10 protein-coding genes and 1 tRNA gene are annotated in these 16,471 nt (G+C 61.1%); 6 read left to right on the top strand and 5 right to left on the bottom strand.

Annotated features, from left to right (window positions below; translation table 11 throughout):
• The 4 genes from CZ322_RS02815 to CZ322_RS02800 all read right to left on the bottom strand — a co-directional run.
• On the bottom strand, positions 1 to 1,499 hold a 1,499-nt coding region (locus CZ322_RS02815; RefSeq protein ID WP_234984431.1), incomplete at its 3' end, for an FtsW/RodA/SpoVE family cell cycle protein.
• Positions 1,438 to 2,970, bottom strand: a complete 1,533-nt coding sequence (locus tag CZ322_RS10220; protein ID WP_234984430.1) for a PP2C family protein-serine/threonine phosphatase — start codon at positions 2,968 to 2,970, stop codon at positions 1,438 to 1,440. The genes CZ322_RS10220 and CZ322_RS02815, both read right to left, overlap by 62 nt.
• Positions 2,967 to 3,464, bottom strand: a complete 498-nt coding sequence (locus tag CZ322_RS02805) for an FHA domain-containing protein FhaB/FipA (RefSeq protein WP_087070128.1) — start codon at positions 3,462 to 3,464, stop codon at positions 2,967 to 2,969. The genes CZ322_RS10220 and CZ322_RS02805 overlap by 4 nt, the downstream gene beginning before the upstream one ends.
• Positions 3,461 to 4,159, bottom strand: coding sequence for an FhaA domain-containing protein (locus tag CZ322_RS02800; RefSeq protein ID WP_087070127.1), 699 nt, complete (start codon positions 4,157 to 4,159; stop codon positions 3,461 to 3,463). The genes CZ322_RS02805 and CZ322_RS02800 overlap by 4 nt, the downstream gene beginning before the upstream one ends.
• Positions 4,160 to 4,543: 384 nt before the next feature.
• Here CZ322_RS02800 and CZ322_RS02795 point away from each other — a divergent pair.
• A tRNA-Leu gene (locus tag CZ322_RS02795) sits at positions 4,544 to 4,630 on the top strand.
• A 767-nt stretch (positions 4,631 to 5,397) separates the two neighbouring features.
• Here the strand turns inward: CZ322_RS02795 and CZ322_RS02790 are convergent.
• Positions 5,398 to 5,625 (bottom strand): helix-turn-helix domain-containing transcriptional regulator, encoded by a 228-nt coding sequence (locus CZ322_RS02790; protein WP_087070126.1) that lies wholly within the window; start codon positions 5,623 to 5,625, stop codon positions 5,398 to 5,400.
• Between the two features lie 572 nt (positions 5,626 to 6,197).
• On the opposite strand from CZ322_RS02790, the gene CZ322_RS02785 reads away from it, so the two are divergent.
• The 5 genes from CZ322_RS02785 to CZ322_RS02765 all read left to right on the top strand — a co-directional run bounded on the left by CZ322_RS02785 (position 6,198) and on the right by CZ322_RS02765 (position 16,455).
• The gene (locus CZ322_RS02785) at positions 6,198 to 8,153 is read left to right on the top strand and encodes an ABC transporter transmembrane domain-containing protein (protein ID WP_087070125.1); all 1,956 of its coding nucleotides are present in this window, start codon (positions 6,198 to 6,200) and stop codon (positions 8,151 to 8,153) included.
• Entirely contained in the window at positions 8,150 to 9,901 is a 1,752-nt protein-coding gene (locus tag CZ322_RS02780) for an ABC transporter ATP-binding protein (RefSeq protein ID WP_087070124.1), read from the top strand. Before CZ322_RS02785 ends, CZ322_RS02780 begins: the two co-directional genes overlap by 4 nt.
• A 414-nt stretch (positions 9,902 to 10,315) precedes the next feature.
• Complete coding sequence (locus tag CZ322_RS02775; protein ID WP_087070123.1) at positions 10,316 to 12,013, top strand: hypothetical protein; 1,698 nt, start codon at positions 10,316 to 10,318, stop codon at positions 12,011 to 12,013.
• Positions 12,010 to 13,434 (top strand): IS3 family transposase, encoded by a 1,425-nt coding sequence (locus tag CZ322_RS02770; RefSeq protein ID WP_087069845.1) that lies wholly within the window; start codon positions 12,010 to 12,012, stop codon positions 13,432 to 13,434. Before CZ322_RS02775 ends, CZ322_RS02770 begins: the two co-directional genes overlap by 4 nt.
• A 27-nt stretch (positions 13,435 to 13,461) precedes the next feature.
• Positions 13,462 to 16,455, top strand: coding sequence for an Ig-like domain-containing protein (locus tag CZ322_RS02765; protein WP_143231822.1), 2,994 nt, complete (start codon positions 13,462 to 13,464; stop codon positions 16,453 to 16,455).
• Positions 16,456 to 16,471 lie beyond the last annotated feature (16 nt).

Genomic DNA, 16,471 nt, shown 5'->3' with positions numbered 1-16,471 from the left:
CGGGCGCGGCCGGCCGTTGGGTTCCGGGATTCCCCGGTAGGCGAGTTAGCTGCGTTGGCCGAATGCACGCCACCGGCCCAGCTCCCCGCGCCGCGCGGGGCGCGTCGCGCGTCGTCGTCGCCCTCATCGTTCCCGCCGTCAGCGTTCCCACGCAGGATCGCGAGTTCGTCGGTGGTGGGCAGCGGGCGGGCTTCTTCGGGGCGGCGCGCGGTGTGCGACATGCGGATGAGCAGCGCGATAATAATCCAATTCGTGAGCAGCGCCGAGCCGCCGTGCGCGAGGAAGGGCAGGGCCAGGCCGGTCAGCGGGATGATGCGCGTCACCCCGCCGATGACGATGAAGCATTGCAACCCGAGCACAAAGGAGAGCCCGGAGGCGAGGAGTTTGCCGAAGCCGTCGCGCGATTCCAGGGCGACCCGCATGCCGCGGCTGATGAGGAGCAGGTAGATGCACAGGATGGCGCCCACGCCCACCAGCCCGAGTTCCTCGGCGAAGGATGCGTAAATGAAATCGGAATGCGCCGCGTACACCAGGTTCGGGTAGCCGCGCCCGAGCCCCGCGCCGAAAAGCCCGCCGGAGGCCATACCGAAGAGGCCCTGCACTACCTGGTAGGAGCCGCCGACGGCGTCATAAAGTTCGGGGTCGAAGGGGTTGAGCCAGATGGCGAAGCGCGCCTGCACGTGGGAAACCGTGGTGGAAATGAACCACACGCCGCCCACGGTGAGGATCCCGCCGATGGCCAGCCAGGAGACCTGCTCGGTGGCCACCCACAGCATCGCCACGAAGAGCCCGAAGAACAGCAGTGCGGTGCCGAAATCGCGTTCAAAAACGAGCACGCCCATGCACAGCGCCCAGGCGATGAGCACCGGGAGGATATGGCGGGCTTTGGGCAGGCGAATCCCCAGGATTTTCGGGCCGGCCAGCGCCAGGTTATCGCGTTCGGCCACGAGGTAGGCCGCGAAGAACACCGCGAAACAGATTTTCGCGACCTCCGCCGGCTGGAAGGACATCCCGCCCACCGCGATCCACAGGCGTGAGCCGTTGAGGGTGCGGCCCAGCGGGCTGAGCGGCAGCAGGAGCAGCACCACCCCGGCGATGAGGGAGGTCCACATGTAATTTTGCAGCACCCGGTAATTACGCACCGCGAGGATGGTGATGGCGAAGAACACCAGCGCCCCGGCGGTGAGGATGAGCTGGCTGCGGGCGTGATCCGTTTCCGCCGCCGCGTCCACCCGGTAAATCATGGCCAGGCCCAGCCCGTTGAGCGCGATGGCGCAGGGGAAGAGCACCGGGTCGGCGTAGGGGCACAGCGCGCGAATGAGCAGGTGGCAGGCGAAAACCAGGGCGGCGCCGGCCCCTACCACCAGCGCGAAGCTCGGTGGCAGCGCGGCAGTACCCGCTCCGGCAGCATCCGCTCCTGTAGTAGGCGCGCCGGCATTACCCAACCCGGTCCACACCAGGTAATAGGCGCCCACCCCGATGGCTCCGGCCAGGAGCAACAGGGTGANGCGCTCCCGATGCCGGCGCGGCCGGAGCGCTGGGCGCGGGACTCGCACTCGCGGGCGCTGGCGTAGGTTCGTTGTTCTGTGCTTTTTGTTCACGAAGGGCGGCGACGACGGCGCGCGCTTCGCGCAGCGAAGCGCGCGTGATGGGCGTGGCTAGCCGATCTTGGGCCACCGGGGTGAGGTCACGGACCTGAAGATCAGTAGCTTCCGCCGCGTGGGAGAACTCCAGTGGGCCGAGCCGCTGCGGGATTCCCTGGTAAATCGTGACGATGCCATTGTTATTAGCCACGTAGTAGCGGCTTTGGGTCCAGCGGTAAGCACCAAATAGGCCGGCCACCGCCAGGGCCAGGACGGTCAGAATAACAGCCAGCCGAGCCCCCCAGCGCGCGCGGGGAGCGCCCTCCGCGCCCGAGTTCCCGCAGCCGGCACCGGATCCGCGGCCTGCGTTACCGGTATCAGTCGCGGAGCTACTTTTCGCGTTTTTCTTGGCGCTTCCCTTCGGGTGGGCACTTCCGGGCGCAGCGGTGGAATCGCTTGAGCTGTTGGCCGCCCCGGGAGTTTCACTATTGCCGGCATCGTTGTGGGTACCGGCACTAGTGCCGCCAGCCCCGGCATTCGCATTCCGCGTCAGCGTCGCCGCTTTCGCGGCCGCGGAATTCCCCCCGCGGGTGGGCCGCCGGTAATCGCGCGCCGCCGAACCCACCACGATCGGCTGAGAGGGCAGCGGGCTGGTAATTGCGGCGTCGTCAATAACATCCGCAAGAATAACCGTGACGTTATCGGGCGCGCCGGCCGCCAGCGCTAAATCAATAAGGTGTTCGCCCAGCTGGTGCAGGTCCGGGATCGCGTACATCGCGTGTTCGATGGTGTCATGCGCGACCACGCCGAACAGGCCGTCCGAGCACAGCAGCCAGCGGTCCCCCACCCGGGCTTCCCGCACGGATTCATCCAGCTCCACCTCGCCGGGAGTATCCCCGAGCGCCCGCATAATCACATTGCGCTGCGGGTGGTGTTCGGCTTCCTCCGGGGTGAGCCGGCCGTGATCCACGAGGTACTGGACCAGGGTGTGGTCATGCGTGACCTGTCCGAGCTTCCCGTCCCGCAACAAATACGCCCGCGAATCACCAATATGCACCATCGCGAGCTTATTCGAGGCGCGCAGCATCGCGATGCAGGTGGTGCCCATGCCCGCCATTTTCGGGTTCTCGGCAACGAGCGCGAGCATATCGTCATGCGCGGCCTCCACCGCGCGGCGCAGCAGCGGCAGCAAATCATCGGCGGCGTGCACATCATCCACCGCCACCAAATGACCCACCGTCACCGATGAGGCGATATCCCCGGCGGCCGCCCCGCCCATCCCATCTGCCACCACGAGCAAATGAGGCGAGGCGTAGCCACCGTCCTGGTTATTGGAACGAACCAGGCCGACATCGGAAAACGCCGCGTAGCGTAGCTGAATACTCAAACTTGTAGCTCCATCGTGGTTTCCCCCACCTGAATAACAACGCCGGGGTCCAGCGCGGCCGAGCCGTTAATGCGGATCCCCCCTACCAGGGTACCGTTTGTTGAGCCCAGATCCTCCACCCAGCGCCGGCCCTCCGCCGCGAAAATACGGGCGTGATGCCCGGAAGCGTAGGTGTCATCCAAGACGAGCGTATTATCCGGGGCTCGCCCGATATAGACCGGTTGCGAGCTGAGCGGCACCGCGGTTCCCAGTAGCGGACCGCCGGTCACCACCAGGTAGACGGGCCGTTCGACGGGCGCGGCAGGCGCCGCGGGAGAGTCGTTTTCCGCGGGGGCGGGCGCGTGGATGCTGCGGCGTCGTGCCGAAAGAAGAGAAGAACGACGGCGCACGTCCGTTCCCAGCACATCGCGGCGCACCGTCAGCACGACGGCGAAAATGAACAGCCACAGCAGCGCTAGAAAACCGAAGCGCAATAAAGTTATTGCGAGATTCATGAGGCGGACGCCGTTCCGGTCCAAAACATAATGTGGGTGCGGCCGATGGTGATGGTATTGCCGTCGACCAGGGTGGCCGCGCTAATGCGGTGGCCTTCCACGAAGGTGCCGTTCGTGGAGTTGAGGTCCGTGGCGATCACGCCGTTCGGGGTGACCTGGAGTTCGAGGTGGTGGCGGGAGATGCCAGAATCGTCCACGCTGATATCGCAATCGGAGCCGCGGCCGATGATTGCGGTGGTGCCGGTGAGGAGGTAGCGATCCCGCCCCACCTGGATGAGCGGGTTTTCCTCCGTGCCGGCGCTGCGAGTGGCCGGGGCGATGGCGCCGCGCTGCGTGGTTGTCCGGGTGCGTGCTGTTCCTTCGCGCAACTGGGGATCCTCCTCGAATGTGATCTCAATCGGGCCGACGAAAAGATAGTCCTGTTCGGTGGCGTATTCCACCGCGGAGCGGGCGAGTTCCTCGCGGAGGGCTTCCTGGCCCCAGGAATCCACCCGGGCCAGATCCGCCGGGGCGAGCGCAACGGTGAACACATTTGGGGCGACGGTGCGGTCGCGGGAAAGCTCCGCGGCATCGCGCGTCATGGCCTTTTTGATGTCGGTGAGGATTTCCACCGGCTTCAGTTCGGACTGGAAAACGCGGAACGCCCCGGCAACGGCGTTCTCCACTCCCTTTTCAAACTTCCCGAGGGCGCCCATGGCCCTGCCCCTTCCCTATTCCTGTTCGCTTCTGTAGCTTCTCAGCCTTTGTAGCTCGTCAAGCTTCGGCGGCCGCTGAAGCTTCGTGAGCCTGTGCGGGTTCTCAAGCTTCTGCAACTTGTTAAGCTTCCGCGGCTTCTATAGGCGACTGTAATCGCCCGCGCCGGTGCGCCGCTACCTTCCGCGCCGTGAGCGGAGCGGGTGGTGTGCGTTCGGCCGGGCGGGTGTGGAGCGATGGCGTGAGCGCGCGGGCCGTGCGCGGTTCCGTTCGGTGGGGCGACGACGCCCAGCTGGCGGCGCGGTGCTGCGACGCGTCTCACGTAAATTCGGGCTGCAAAAACTTGGACTAATCGGGGATGAGACGATAAGCTCATACGTGCACTTGCTCAAGTGGCGGAATAGGCAGACGCGCACGGTTCAGGTCCGTGTGCCCGTGAGGGCGTGGGGGTTCAACTCCCCCCTTGAGCACCACAGTTGATATGAGCGCCGCTGGCTTTGCTCATATCGGTTTTGGCGATATCGCCCTAAATGACATTACCCGGCATTACCCCCAATTTTCCATTGCGCTCTACAGTGTTGTGCCGTACAGTTGCTATCGGATAGTTCCTTTTTCATCGGAACCTCCTTTCGATCAGGGACCCCGGCGCTTACTCCGCCGGGGTCCCTGATTTCAACTCTGGACGGCGGGTTAATAGACAAAAGTGGGTCTAATGGCGGCGTGTCGTTGGCTTGGATCCGGTTCGGATCCGTACGAACTGGGTACGCAGACAAAGTGCGAGGGAGAGTACCGTTTGCACCCGATTTCGTGTCTCTAACGCGCACTATGGCGCCTACACGGCCCAGAATGCGCACTCTGTACCTCTGCCCGCCCCGTGGCTGTGTCGCGTGGCAACGCGGACGGAACGAGTTTTCCGTCGAGGCATGTCACGCAACGGATGTCAAGGAAGCAGGCTTATTGAGGTGCTCGACCTCAATAAGGCCGACTTTTCGTTGCTACAGCAAGGAAAAGTCCGGGTATAAGACCCACCATTTGTCTATTAGCCCCTGGACGGCAGTGCCGCGGGTTGAAAGATCAATAGCGATTCCGCGACAGGGTGCAAATCTACGCACCGTTTTGGCCTGATTTCTGCTCTGAGTTTGCACTACGCACCCCCGACCGTCCGGAATTTGCACTATGTTTGCCCCTGACTTGGTGACGAGCCTTCATCGTCAACAAAGTGTGCGTGAGAGCACCGTTTTCATCCGATTTCATGTTCCTCACGCACACTTTGCGAGCCGCGAGGTTCGGGACGCACACTTTGCGGGGCCTGCTGGATTCTGGCACGCGCGCGGGCAATATCGCGGAGGACTAATCGCATCGTTGCCGCATCTTCGTCTGCACGGGCGATCGCCAGATAGTCGTCAATGGCCTCTTGACTATCGAGGTATTTACTTGCGTCGAAAGTAGAGAAGTTGATTGTGCCCATCGCTCCGCCCCGTGTTTCGATTCATACAGGGCAATTCTTAGACGTTGCTGCTCCCGGGTCAATGGACAGCGAGTCTGAGTGCTTAGGCCGCCGAACCGGGTATGTGTTTTCCGGGGTGTACTGCGGATGTTGTACATACGAAGTACAGCTCTGACAACATATACCCCCTCCCCAGGGGCTGGTGTGAATTTTGAGGTTCGAGTTATGAGGGACCACAGGGCACCCAGCTTATGGCTCGCTCAACTCGCGAAATGCATGGCTTACGGGGTGCTCGGCGCCCAGAATTTCTGTGCTACTATTCCGCACATGGGCATTCAACTATTCCTGTAGATCGGCGTGGCGCCTCGCGTTGAAGCGCGGCAGTCACGCCAGGTCACGCACGCAACACTCACCGGTAGGTACATCGGCGCACTCGCGCTCACTCCGCGTACCCCCGCAATTTTCGCGTACCCCGCTCCCGATCAGCTCCACCTCAGCTCAGCGCACCGCCAGTTCAGAACCGGCTCTAGCTCAGCTCCGGATCCTGATCCAGCTCCACGGAATATTCGAACCACAGCATCTTGAGGAATCCCATGACCCAGCCCTCGGCCGCGTCCGCCACGCACCCAAAGCCCACCCCGCATATCTCCCGCTTCGCTGCCTTCCGCCCGCGCTCGCTGCGCTTCTCGGAGGAACATATCCACGCCTACCCGAACCGGCCCCTTGCCTTCCTCCTCGCCATTACCCGCGAAAACGCCGGGCTTATCGCGCTGACCACGCTGATCGCTTGCCTGACCTCGGTGGCCAGCGTGGCCCAAATTCACTTCGTCGGGAAAATGCTAGATTCCGGGCTGGAGCACGGCATCACCGCCGAGCTCCTCGCGCCGGCAGGGGCCTTCGTCGTCGCCACTCTTATCCTTGCCCTCACGCTCTGCACGGAAATCCCCGAGAACGTGCTGTGGATGCGGGCGATGATCCATCCGCAGCGCACCCTCGCCGCCCGGCTTTTCCCGCGCCGCACCGATCTGGAGATGCAAACGGGCGACGTCGTCTCCGTGCTCAACTCGGATACCTACATGGTCGGGTCCATGCTCATCAACACCCCGTCTACCCTGGCCTCGCTGCTGTCCTTCGCGCTGGTGGCGGTGCTCATGATGCGGATGAGCGTGCCCCTCGGGCTCGCGGTGATTATCGGCCTGCCGCTGGTGATGGCGGTTGTCTCCTGGATTTCCCGCGTCATGGCCAAATGGCGCGAGCCGCTGCGCGAAGAACAGGGCAAACTCACCACATTGGCCACGGACGGCGTGGTCGGGCTGCGGGTGATGCGCGGCGTCGGCGGAGAAGATTACTACAATGCGCGCTACCGCGAACAATCGGAAGCGGTCAAAAAGGCCGGTTTCGACGCCGCCCCGTCGCGTGCCCTCATGTCCACCGTAACCAACGGCGGCCCGCTTATTTTCCAAGCGGTCATCGTGACGGTGGGCGTGAGCATGTTGCTCAGCGGGCACCTCACCGCCGGCGAACTCTTCGCGTTCGCCGGCTATTGCGCCATCCTCTCCATGCCCATCATCATGTTCTCCAGCTTCGCGACCACCGCGGTCGCGGCCTGGGTGAGCGCCAAAATAATCACGCGCGCGCTCGCGGCCGAACCGCTGCTGCCCGACACCGGCACCGTGATCCCGCCGGACTGGCGTGCGGTTTCGCTGTACGACGCCGCGGCGGACCTGCACATCGAAGCCGGGCGCTTCACCGCCGTGGTGGGCGCGAACGTGGAGGAGGGCACCGCGATTGCGGCGCGGCTCGCGCGCATGAACGACGACGCCGACATCCGCCTGCGCTGGCCTGCCCCGCCACCTAACGGTGAGCCGGGCGGGGCGCTCGTTCCGGGCGAAGCCCGCGCCGCGGATATTCCCCTGGATGAACTCCGCGCGCATATCCGCTACTCCGGGCCCGTCGCCGATCTTTTCGCCGGCACTCTGCGCGAGAACCTCCAGGGCGAGCACGCCCCGGCTGTCCCGGCCCGCACCCTGCCCCAGCTGTTCGAGGATTATTCGAGCGGGCAGGCCGGCCAGCAGCACGCCCCGGCGGATACCAGCGCGGATGACCGGCTCAACCGAGCGCTGGCCGCCGCCCAGGCCCGTGACGCCGTGGATTCGCTGGGTGGCCTGGACGGCACCGTGACCGAGCGCGGCCGCAATGTTTCGGGTGGCCAACGCCAGCGCCTGGTGCTCGCCCGGCTGCTGGCCTCCGACCCGGAGATCGCCATCCTCGTGGACCCCACCTCCGCGGTGGATTCCCACACCGAGGCTCGTATCGCCGCGGCCCTGGCCCAGGCCAGGAAAGGGCGCACCACCGTGGTCGTGTCGGCATCCCCGCTGGTGCTGGGCGCGGCTGACGTCGTCGTTCTTATTCGCGACGGCAAAGAAATCGCGCGCGGCACGCACGCGCACCTACTCGAGCACCCGGACTACCGCCGCATCGTGGTGCGGGAAACCGGAGAAGAACCGCAACCCGGAGAAGAACCGCAACCCGGAGAGGAGCCGGCATGATCCTTCCCATCGCATCCCGCAGTTTTTCCGTGCGTGCCCTGGCGCGCATTGTCCGCGGGCGCCTGGGCGAATTCAGCCTGGTCGTCGGGCTGCAATTGGTGGCGGCCATCGCGGCCGTTATTTCGCCCATCGTGATCGGCCGCGCCATCGATATCGCCGGCCACCCGGAAGCCGCCGCCCGCGCGGCCACGCTCATCGCGCTCATGCTCGGGGCGGTCGCGGTCCACACGCTGTTCACGTTCCTCGCGGATTTGCGCGCGGAATACTTCGGCAACCGGGTTTTCGCCCAGCTGCGCGACGGCGTGGTGCACGGCATCACCCACCTGCCCCTTGACCTGGTGGAAAGCGCCGGCTCCGGGGATCTCCTCGGCCGCACCACGGACGATATCACCCGCGTGCAATTCTTCATCCAACGCGGAATTTCCAGCCTGGTGGTGCTGGTGACCACCGTGTGCGTCTCGCTGGGCGCGGCGCTCTTGGCGGCCCCGGCCCTCGGCTGGACGCTGTTCCTCACGGCGCTGGTCACGGCGGTGGTGCGCTGGTTCCTGCGCCGCATCGTCCCGGTTTTCCAGTCCGGGAGCGCGGTGCGCGCGGCTTTCGCCGGCTCGGTTTCCGAAACCGTCACCCAAAAAACCACCGTCGACGCCCTCAACCTGGGGCGGGTGCGCCTCGGGCGCCTGGGCACCTTCATCGAGGAACACGTGCGCGTGGAAACGTACGGCGCGGGGATCGTGTGGCTGTTCCGCGCCGGCGTGGCACTGTCCGTGTGGCTGCCGGTCCTGGTCACGCCGCTGGTGGGCGCGCTGCTCATCCCGCGCGGCGCCGCGACCCTCGGCCAGGTCATCACGGTCACGATGCTCGCGATCCAACTGGCCGGCCCGCTCGAAGAGCTCGGCTGGTTCATCACCGAACTCCAGTATTCCCTGGTGTCCTTCGCCCGCATTTTCGGGGTGGATACGGTGCCGCCCGAGTCGCGCCCCGACGTGCCGCGCGGAACCGATGTCGAATTGCGCGGCGTGCGTTTCCGTTACGGCCGCACCATGAACGACGACGCCGGGCCTAGCGAGCCACGCGCCTACGCGCTCAAGGGCGTGGATCTGGAGGTGTGCAGCGGGGAGCATCTGGCGATTGTGGGGCCCTCCGGGGCCGGGAAATCCACGCTGGCCCGGCTGATCGCCGGAATCAACCGGCCCGAATCGGGAACGGTGCGGATCGGCGGGGCGAATGCTTCCCGAATTAGGGAGGATCACCTGCATACCACGGTGTCACTGGTGACGCAGGAGCACCACGTGTTCGTGGGAACGGTGGCCGATAATCTGCGCATGGCTCGCGCGGATGCCAGCGAGGCGGAGATGCGGGCCGCGCTCGCGGCGGTGGAACTGGATCTGCCTCTGGAGGAGCGCCTGGCGGGTGGGGAGCGCGAGCTTTCGCCGGCGCAGGCCCAGCAGTTGGCGCTGGCCCGCATTATTGTGCTGGATCCACAGATCCTTATTTTGGACGAGGCCACCGCGATGCTGGATCCGAAGGCGGCGCGTTCGGCGGAGCGTGCCCTGGCCCGGGTGCTGGAAGGGCGCACCGTTATTTCCATCGCGCATCGCCTGTATAGCGCCCATGCCGCGGACCGGGTGGCCGTGATGATCGACGGGCGGGTTGCCGAGCTGGGCAGCCACGATGAGCTGGTCGAACGCGGCGGGGAATACGCTCGGCTGTGGGAGATGTGGCAGGCGGTGGATGTGCCGGAGGTGTGAGGATGAAAGGCTGAGGCGCGGGTGCGTTCCCGGGAGCCATTATGCGCATATCAAATGTGTAAAGATGCAGGTCAGTGGCTTGTGAGTAGGTGATCTGGCGGTTGGGTGCGGGGTGGCGGGTGAATAGTGGTGTCTTTCTCTTAACAAATATGCAAGGAAATCGGTTAAGGTATGTGTTTGAAGGCCACTGGATGGTGGTTGTTTCACGCGCCAACAGATAGGGATTGCCGGGAGGACTTGGTTTTTCGCGGTTTTCTTGGTGTTGGTTGGATTCTAATCAAGCTTGGTGCTTGGTGTTTGTGAGGAAAGGTTTGTCTTGATGTTCAAGATTGGGAAACGGGTTGCGGCGTCTGTTGCTGCGCTCGCTGTTGTGACGGGGGGGGGGTAGCGTCTTATAGCTTTGCGGCCGAGCATATGGTGAAGGACCTTGCGGTCGCGGTTGTGGCTGATGGTACCCCTGACTTCAGCCAAGATGAGGGCCCCGGTAAGGATACGGGCCCGAATAATGGGGTTGTTCGTTCGCTAGATACTGTTGATTATGAGGTGTCCTGGCAGGTCACCAAGGATGGTGACTATACGCTTGAGGCGCAGTTGCCTGCTGGTGTGGAGTTTGCTCCGGGTTCTGATTCGTTTTGTAAGAACGCGGGCAGTGCGATCAAGAATGATTTGACGTACCAGAATAAGAACACGCTTCGCTGTGAGCTGTCGGGTAAGGCGGGTCAGTCCGTGAAGTCGGCGGTGAAGGTGTTTGTGCGCCGCGCCGCGAATGACTCGGTGATCCCGCTCCAGTTCACGGCTGGCGGTGTTACCTCGAATAAAGTGTCGACAACGGTGTCGGCAAAACCAGAATTCACCGCCAGCGTAAAAGAAGATAGCTCCCAGATACGCTGGGAAAGCGCTACCGGAAATCTGACTTCCTACCACGTGATACAAATTGCATCTGAGCGTCCCGCTGCAGGGTTAAATAAGGGACTGGAAGCATTAACTGGGGACTATCGTGTTGAGATTCCGGTGACCGCCCCCGAAGGAACGGTATTTTCCTGCGCAACAGACCGAAATTGGGGCTATCCGTATGAAAAATATGGGATTGGTCCAGAAAATGCTTCTTTCCGTAATAGCGGCGAATGCGGTGAAGTAACCGTCACGGATGGGAAAGCAACATTTACAGTTACTGGTGCTGACCTGACAGCTTCCTCCTGGCCAATCAGAAACTACATGGATAAAGCATGGGATAATAATATTATTGCCTTCGTAAAACTAAATTACGGCATACCCGCCGACAAGGCTACTGGCGATACTTTCGTCGAGGTCGGTCAAGCGAAGATCTACGCTCGCACCCTCAGCGGAGTGGAATATCCAATAACTACAGCGGATACTACTTACAAGCGGGCCGTGCTTGATGCTACACATCCGATGCTTCGCGCGGAAATTCATAATCAGTGGAAAACACCGGACTACTACACCCCTGGATACGCGATCACGAAAACTCAACCAGTTGGTATCGCCTACCTTTCTTGGTTCGAAAACTCTGGCAACCTGAAGGGAAAGAACGCCACTGCGTGTGCCATGTTCCCACCTGCCCAACTTAATGTGGTGAAAGTTGAGAACGATCCTGCTGAGTATTATCGCGGTACCGCCGACTCTATGGCTGATGATTTCTCCTGCGGAATGTTTGGGGATGAGGCAGAAGGCTGGAGTAGTGACGCTACAAACATGAGCGATGTAAAAGCGGTGCGAGTCAAAGGAAGATGGCCAATCTCCTTGCCTCAAGAAAATTACCAAAACGCTTCTCGCATAAATTTGAGCATGATTCGCTCCGCTGGTGATACCTCGACTATAGGTACGCAGTTGCCTATACGCTTCATGACAACAGCTGACGGTAATCCTGTCCGGGAGGAAGATGAAGGCAAGTATTCTTCGTCGTATTTCACTGCTGTTGATGGAACCTTTGCTTTGAATCCTGCCTGGGATAAGGCGGATGGTTTGTTTGGGCAGGTTCGTAATCTGAATCTTGGTTTCACCGCGAAAGACGGCCTAAGCGAAGGCACGGTTAAGGCTACGCTTGGGGGTGCGGACGGTTTCCTAGAGATTTTTAAGGAGAACGTTCAATGAGTAAGCGTACGTACACGAGAGAGCAGATCCGTAAAGCCCTCACCACCTACCAACGCACGCAATCGGTAACCGCCACAGTCCGTAAACTGGGCTACCCAGGCCGAGACACGCTCTACAAATGGATCCGGAATAGCAACGAGAAACCAGAGCAGAGAAAACCGAAGAAACACGCCCCTAACCAGAAAATATCAACGGACGTGAAAGTAACTGCCTGCAAGCGATTCCGCAGCGGGGAAAACGCCTACACTATCGCCCAGGATCTAGGAATCGTGAACTGCACAAACATCTATGCTTGGGTTAAAAAGTGGGATGCGGAAGGCAGTCTAGGACTCATGAACGAGAAAGAATGCGACCAGATCAAAGCGAAAACCCGCCACCAACTGGAAGCCCAGCTACCCCAAGACCCGGAAGAATTACGTGCTCTTGTAGCCGATTTAATCGTGCAGAAACGCGTCTTGAAAGCCCAGCTCGAGCTAGCAAAAAAAGGAAAAGCCCGCACAGGCGGGCGCAGTGAAGCGGTAGAGAAAACACGGGTAGCTAACCAGCTACGCTCTACCACGCCGCTAGCCATGGTCTTAGATACCTTGGATTTGCCGGCAAGCTCGTACTATTACACCGCTAAACAGCTAGAGCGGCCTGACAAGCATGCTCGCTTGCGTGAGTTGATCGCTCAGATCGCGCGCGAGGGCTTGTATACGTATGGGTATCGGCGTATCCGTTTAGCGCTTAGAAAGCTTGGGTATGTGGTCTCGGAGAAAGTCATCCAGCGCTTGATGCGGGAAGAGGAAATCCCGGTCAGGTATGCCAAAGCACGCCGGAAGTACTCTAGTTACGGCGGGGAGATCAGCCCGGCACCGGAAAACCTAGTCGAGCGTGACTTCCACGCTGATGAGCCCGGACGGCTTTGGCTCACGGATATCAGCGAGTTCCACGCAGCTAACGGGAAGGTTTATCTCTCCCCGATTATTGACTGTTATGACGGGAAAGTCGTGGCGTATACGAGGGGATTACACCCAACCTCAGTGTTGGCTGATTCCTCCCTTGAAAACGCCCTGGCAACCCTCCCGCACCAGCGTCTAAACGAGCTACAAGCCGGCCAGAGTGAGCATCCACTCGTGATCCATTCGGATCGGGGAGTCCACTACCGGTCTGTGTCCTGGATTGAGCTTACGCGGCGTTACGGGTTGACGCGGTCGATGTCGAAGAAGGGGTGTAGTCCGGATAATTCTGCTTGTGAGGGGTTTTTCGGGCGGATGAAAACCGAGATTTATCACGGGAAGAAGTGGGCTACAACCGATGAGTTATGCGAGGCGATAGACGAGTATATGTTCTTCTATAACCAGAAGCGTATTACCTTGAAGTTCGATGGTTTAACGATTGTGGAGCATCGTCAAGCGGTTTTAAGCGATAATGTCCAATAAACAGTCCGCAGCCCCCTTCCGGCGTGTTTGAAAGTCACCAATCCCGGCGCCGGCACCCTGACCGCCGCGGCTGATGGTGTGAACCGTGAGGATTGCTCGGTTCCTGGGGATACTGTCACCTTCCCGGTGGTGGATGGTGCCCCGAACTATGTAGTGCAGGCCCAGGTCATGGCTAAGTCCCCGCAGACCGGGACCACGAAGGTCATCCTGGATTCGCCTCAACAGCCGCTGAGCGAGGTACGTCGCTCTAAGAGGATCTCCTTCACCACGGGTCTGGTTGAGCAGGCCACCGCGTCTGTCTCAACCAGTGCCCCTGACAACGTCGTGACGCTGGAGAACGGTGCCGCGAGTATTCCGTTGACGCTCTCGTGGGGTAACGCCACCACCGGTGATGCCACGGGTGAGCTGGTGTGGCAGGTGCCGGGTAACGTAACCCTGGTATCGGTTGGTGCCCCGTCTGAAGGCGCGAGCGCCCAATGCACGACCCAAGACCGTACTGCGGTAGCGACTGCCCTTGAGGCGGACAAGTCCGGTAATACCCTGACTTGGGCTGCGTGCCCGACCGAGACCGCCGCTCTTGCGGGCGTGACTGGGTTGAAGGTTTCTACCGGTACGCTGGCTTCGACTGCGACCGGCACCCTGCCCGTGAGCGTCATTGCCAATAGCGTGGGTGACGTGAATACGTCGTTTACCGCGGGTGTCTTCAACACGGCCGGTAACGGACAAGTTGAGTTCAGTGAGGCTACCCCGATTAGCGTGTATGTACGTACACCCGCCCCGGAACCTGTAGTGACTGAGGTCGCCTGGGAGGATGCAACCGATCAGAATGCCAAGAATTGTGACACGAAGCAGGTGACGCAGACTCGCACCGTGACCACGACCCCGCACAAGTGGGATCCGGCCGGAAAGCAATGGGTTGCCGACCCGGACAACGCGAAGGTTGAAACCCAAACTCAGACGCGTGCTATGACCGATAGTGAGCTTCAGGTTTGTACCCCCAAGCCCGCCGATAAGGTAGATACGGCCGAGTGGGTGGACGGGACCGGTAGCGATGCGAAGAACTGCGCGACCAAACAGGTGACTCAGACCCGTACCAAGACCACAACCCCGTATAAGTGGGACACCGCTACCAAGACCTGGGTTTTGGATGCGGATAAGGTGAAGGTTGAGTCTGAGACTCAAACCCGGCCCATGACTGACGTGGAGCTTATGGCGTGTGCGATTCGCCCCGCCGACAAAGTCGATACCACCCAGTGGGTGGATTCTACCGATGAGGGTGCGAAGGATTGCGCTACGGGTAAGGTGACTCAGACTCGCTCGAAGACGACCACTCCCTACAAGTGGGATACCGTGGCTCATGAGTATGTGCTGGACACTGAGAACGCGGTAACCGTGACTGAGACCCAGACTCGTGACATGAGTGACGCTGAGCTTCAGGTCTGTACCCCCAAGCCTGCCGACAAGATCGACAACGGTGAGTGGACCGACTCGACTGATGAGGGTGCTAAGGACTGCGCGGCTGGTAAGGTCAAGCAGTCACGCAGCGTGACGACCACGCCCTATAAGTGGGATGCGGCTACCAAGACGTGGGTTGCGGATACCGACAAGGCCGTGACCAGCACGGAAACCCAGACCCGGGATATGACCGACAGTGAGCTTCAGGTATGCACGCCCGCACCCGCCGATGATGTAAAGACCACCGAATGGGTCGACTCGACTGATGAGGGCGCTAAGGACTGCCAGACCGGTAAGGTCAAGCAGTCTCGCACGGTCACCACAACCCCGTATAAGTGGGATGCCACTAGCAAGGAGTGGGTGGCTGATACTGAGAAGGCTGTAACTAGCACTGAGTCTCAGGTTCGGGATATGACAGATAGCGAGCTGCAAGAATGCACCGTAAACCCCGGCCTCAAGGTTGAAGAAACCGAATGGACTGACTCGGCCGAGGATGGTGCAAAAGACTGCACTACCCGTAAAGTCACTCAGACCAGGACTGTGACAACCACGCCGTATAAGTGGGACAGTGTCTCGAAGAAGTGGGTTCTGGATCCGGAGAATGCTACTACTAAGACTGAGTCTCAGGTTCGGGATATGAACGAGGACGAGGTAAAGGTGTGTATGGCCGGTACCGGCGTACCCACGTATCCGGATCCGACACCTGTTCCCCCGAACGGTAGCGTGACTATTGATCCGATTAACGGGCCCGATAACCCCGCCCAATGCGAACCCACCGGCCCGGTAACCCGCGCTGACGGAGTGACCATTACGGTGGATAAGGATTGCAAGGTCACCATCACTATCCCTGAGGGCAAGACGCCCGGTCTGCTGACCCCGCCTATCGAGGCGACACCTAAATACCCCACCCCCGATAAGCCGGTGGTTACTGTGCCTGTGAAGGTGATTGATACACCCGATTGGGATGATACGACCACGACCCCAGGCACCCCGGTAACTGTTGAAAAGAAGAAGGGTGAGGTTCCTGAGGGCACGACAACCCAGGTTACTGGTCCGGGTACCGCGGTGTTGAACCCTGACGGCTCGATTACTGTCACCCCGAATGAGGGTGCGGTACCTGGTGAAAAGATCACGGTCAAGGTTGTCGATAAGGTAGGCAACCCCCTCGATAACATCACCGTGACGATTACGGAGCCGGCCCCGGCCCCGGATTGGGACGATAGCCTGACTGGCCCGGGTAAGAAGGTTGACGTGCCGAATAAGGGCGGGGATGTACCGCCCGGTAGTACGGTTACCGTGAACGGCCCGGGCAGCGCGGTCTTGAACCCGGATGGGTCTATCACGGTTACCCCGAATGAAGGGGCGAAGCCTGGTGAGAAGATCACCATCACGGTCAGCGATGGTGAGGGTAAAGAATTGGATTCGTTTACCGTGAAGATCGGCAAACCCAAAACCAGCACTAAGGCCCTGCCGGTGACTGGTGCTCATACGACGGGCCTGGCTGGCCTGGCTGGTCTGCTTGTGTTGGCTGGTGGGCTGAGTGTTTGGCGGCGTCGTCGTAACTAAACAAAATAAGAGCCAT

Origin of the sequence: Actinotignum timonense (assembly GCF_900155575.1) — a bacterium.
Taxonomy (GTDB): Bacteria; Actinomycetota; Actinomycetes; order Actinomycetales; family Actinomycetaceae; genus Actinotignum; species Actinotignum timonense.
Note: the sequence above shows the minus strand (reverse complement) of the source record. Positions and strands in the feature narration are given on the sequence as shown.

What these genes read in the sequence shown, in the direction of transcription:
- CZ322_RS02805 (WP_087070128.1), bottom strand. Translation starts at nt 3,464, where the DNA reads ATGAATCTCGCAATAACTTTATTGCGCTTCGGTTTTCTAGCGCTGCTG.
- CZ322_RS02800 (WP_087070127.1), bottom strand. Translation starts at nt 4,159, where the DNA reads ATGGGCGCCCTCGGGAAGTTTGAAAAGGGAGTGGAGAACGCCGTTGCC.
- CZ322_RS02790 (WP_087070126.1), bottom strand. Translation starts at nt 5,625, where the DNA reads ATGGGCACAATCAACTTCTCTACTTTCGACGCAAGTAAATACCTCGAT.
- CZ322_RS02785 (WP_087070125.1), top strand. Translation starts at nt 6,198, where the DNA reads ATGACCCAGCCCTCGGCCGCGTCCGCCACGCACCCAAAGCCCACCCCG.
- CZ322_RS02780 (WP_087070124.1), top strand. Translation starts at nt 8,150, where the DNA reads ATGATCCTTCCCATCGCATCCCGCAGTTTTTCCGTGCGTGCCCTGGCG.
- CZ322_RS02775 (WP_087070123.1), top strand. Translation starts at nt 10,316, where the DNA reads ATGGTGAAGGACCTTGCGGTCGCGGTTGTGGCTGATGGTACCCCTGAC.
- CZ322_RS02770 (WP_087069845.1), top strand. Translation starts at nt 12,010, where the DNA reads ATGAGTAAGCGTACGTACACGAGAGAGCAGATCCGTAAAGCCCTCACC.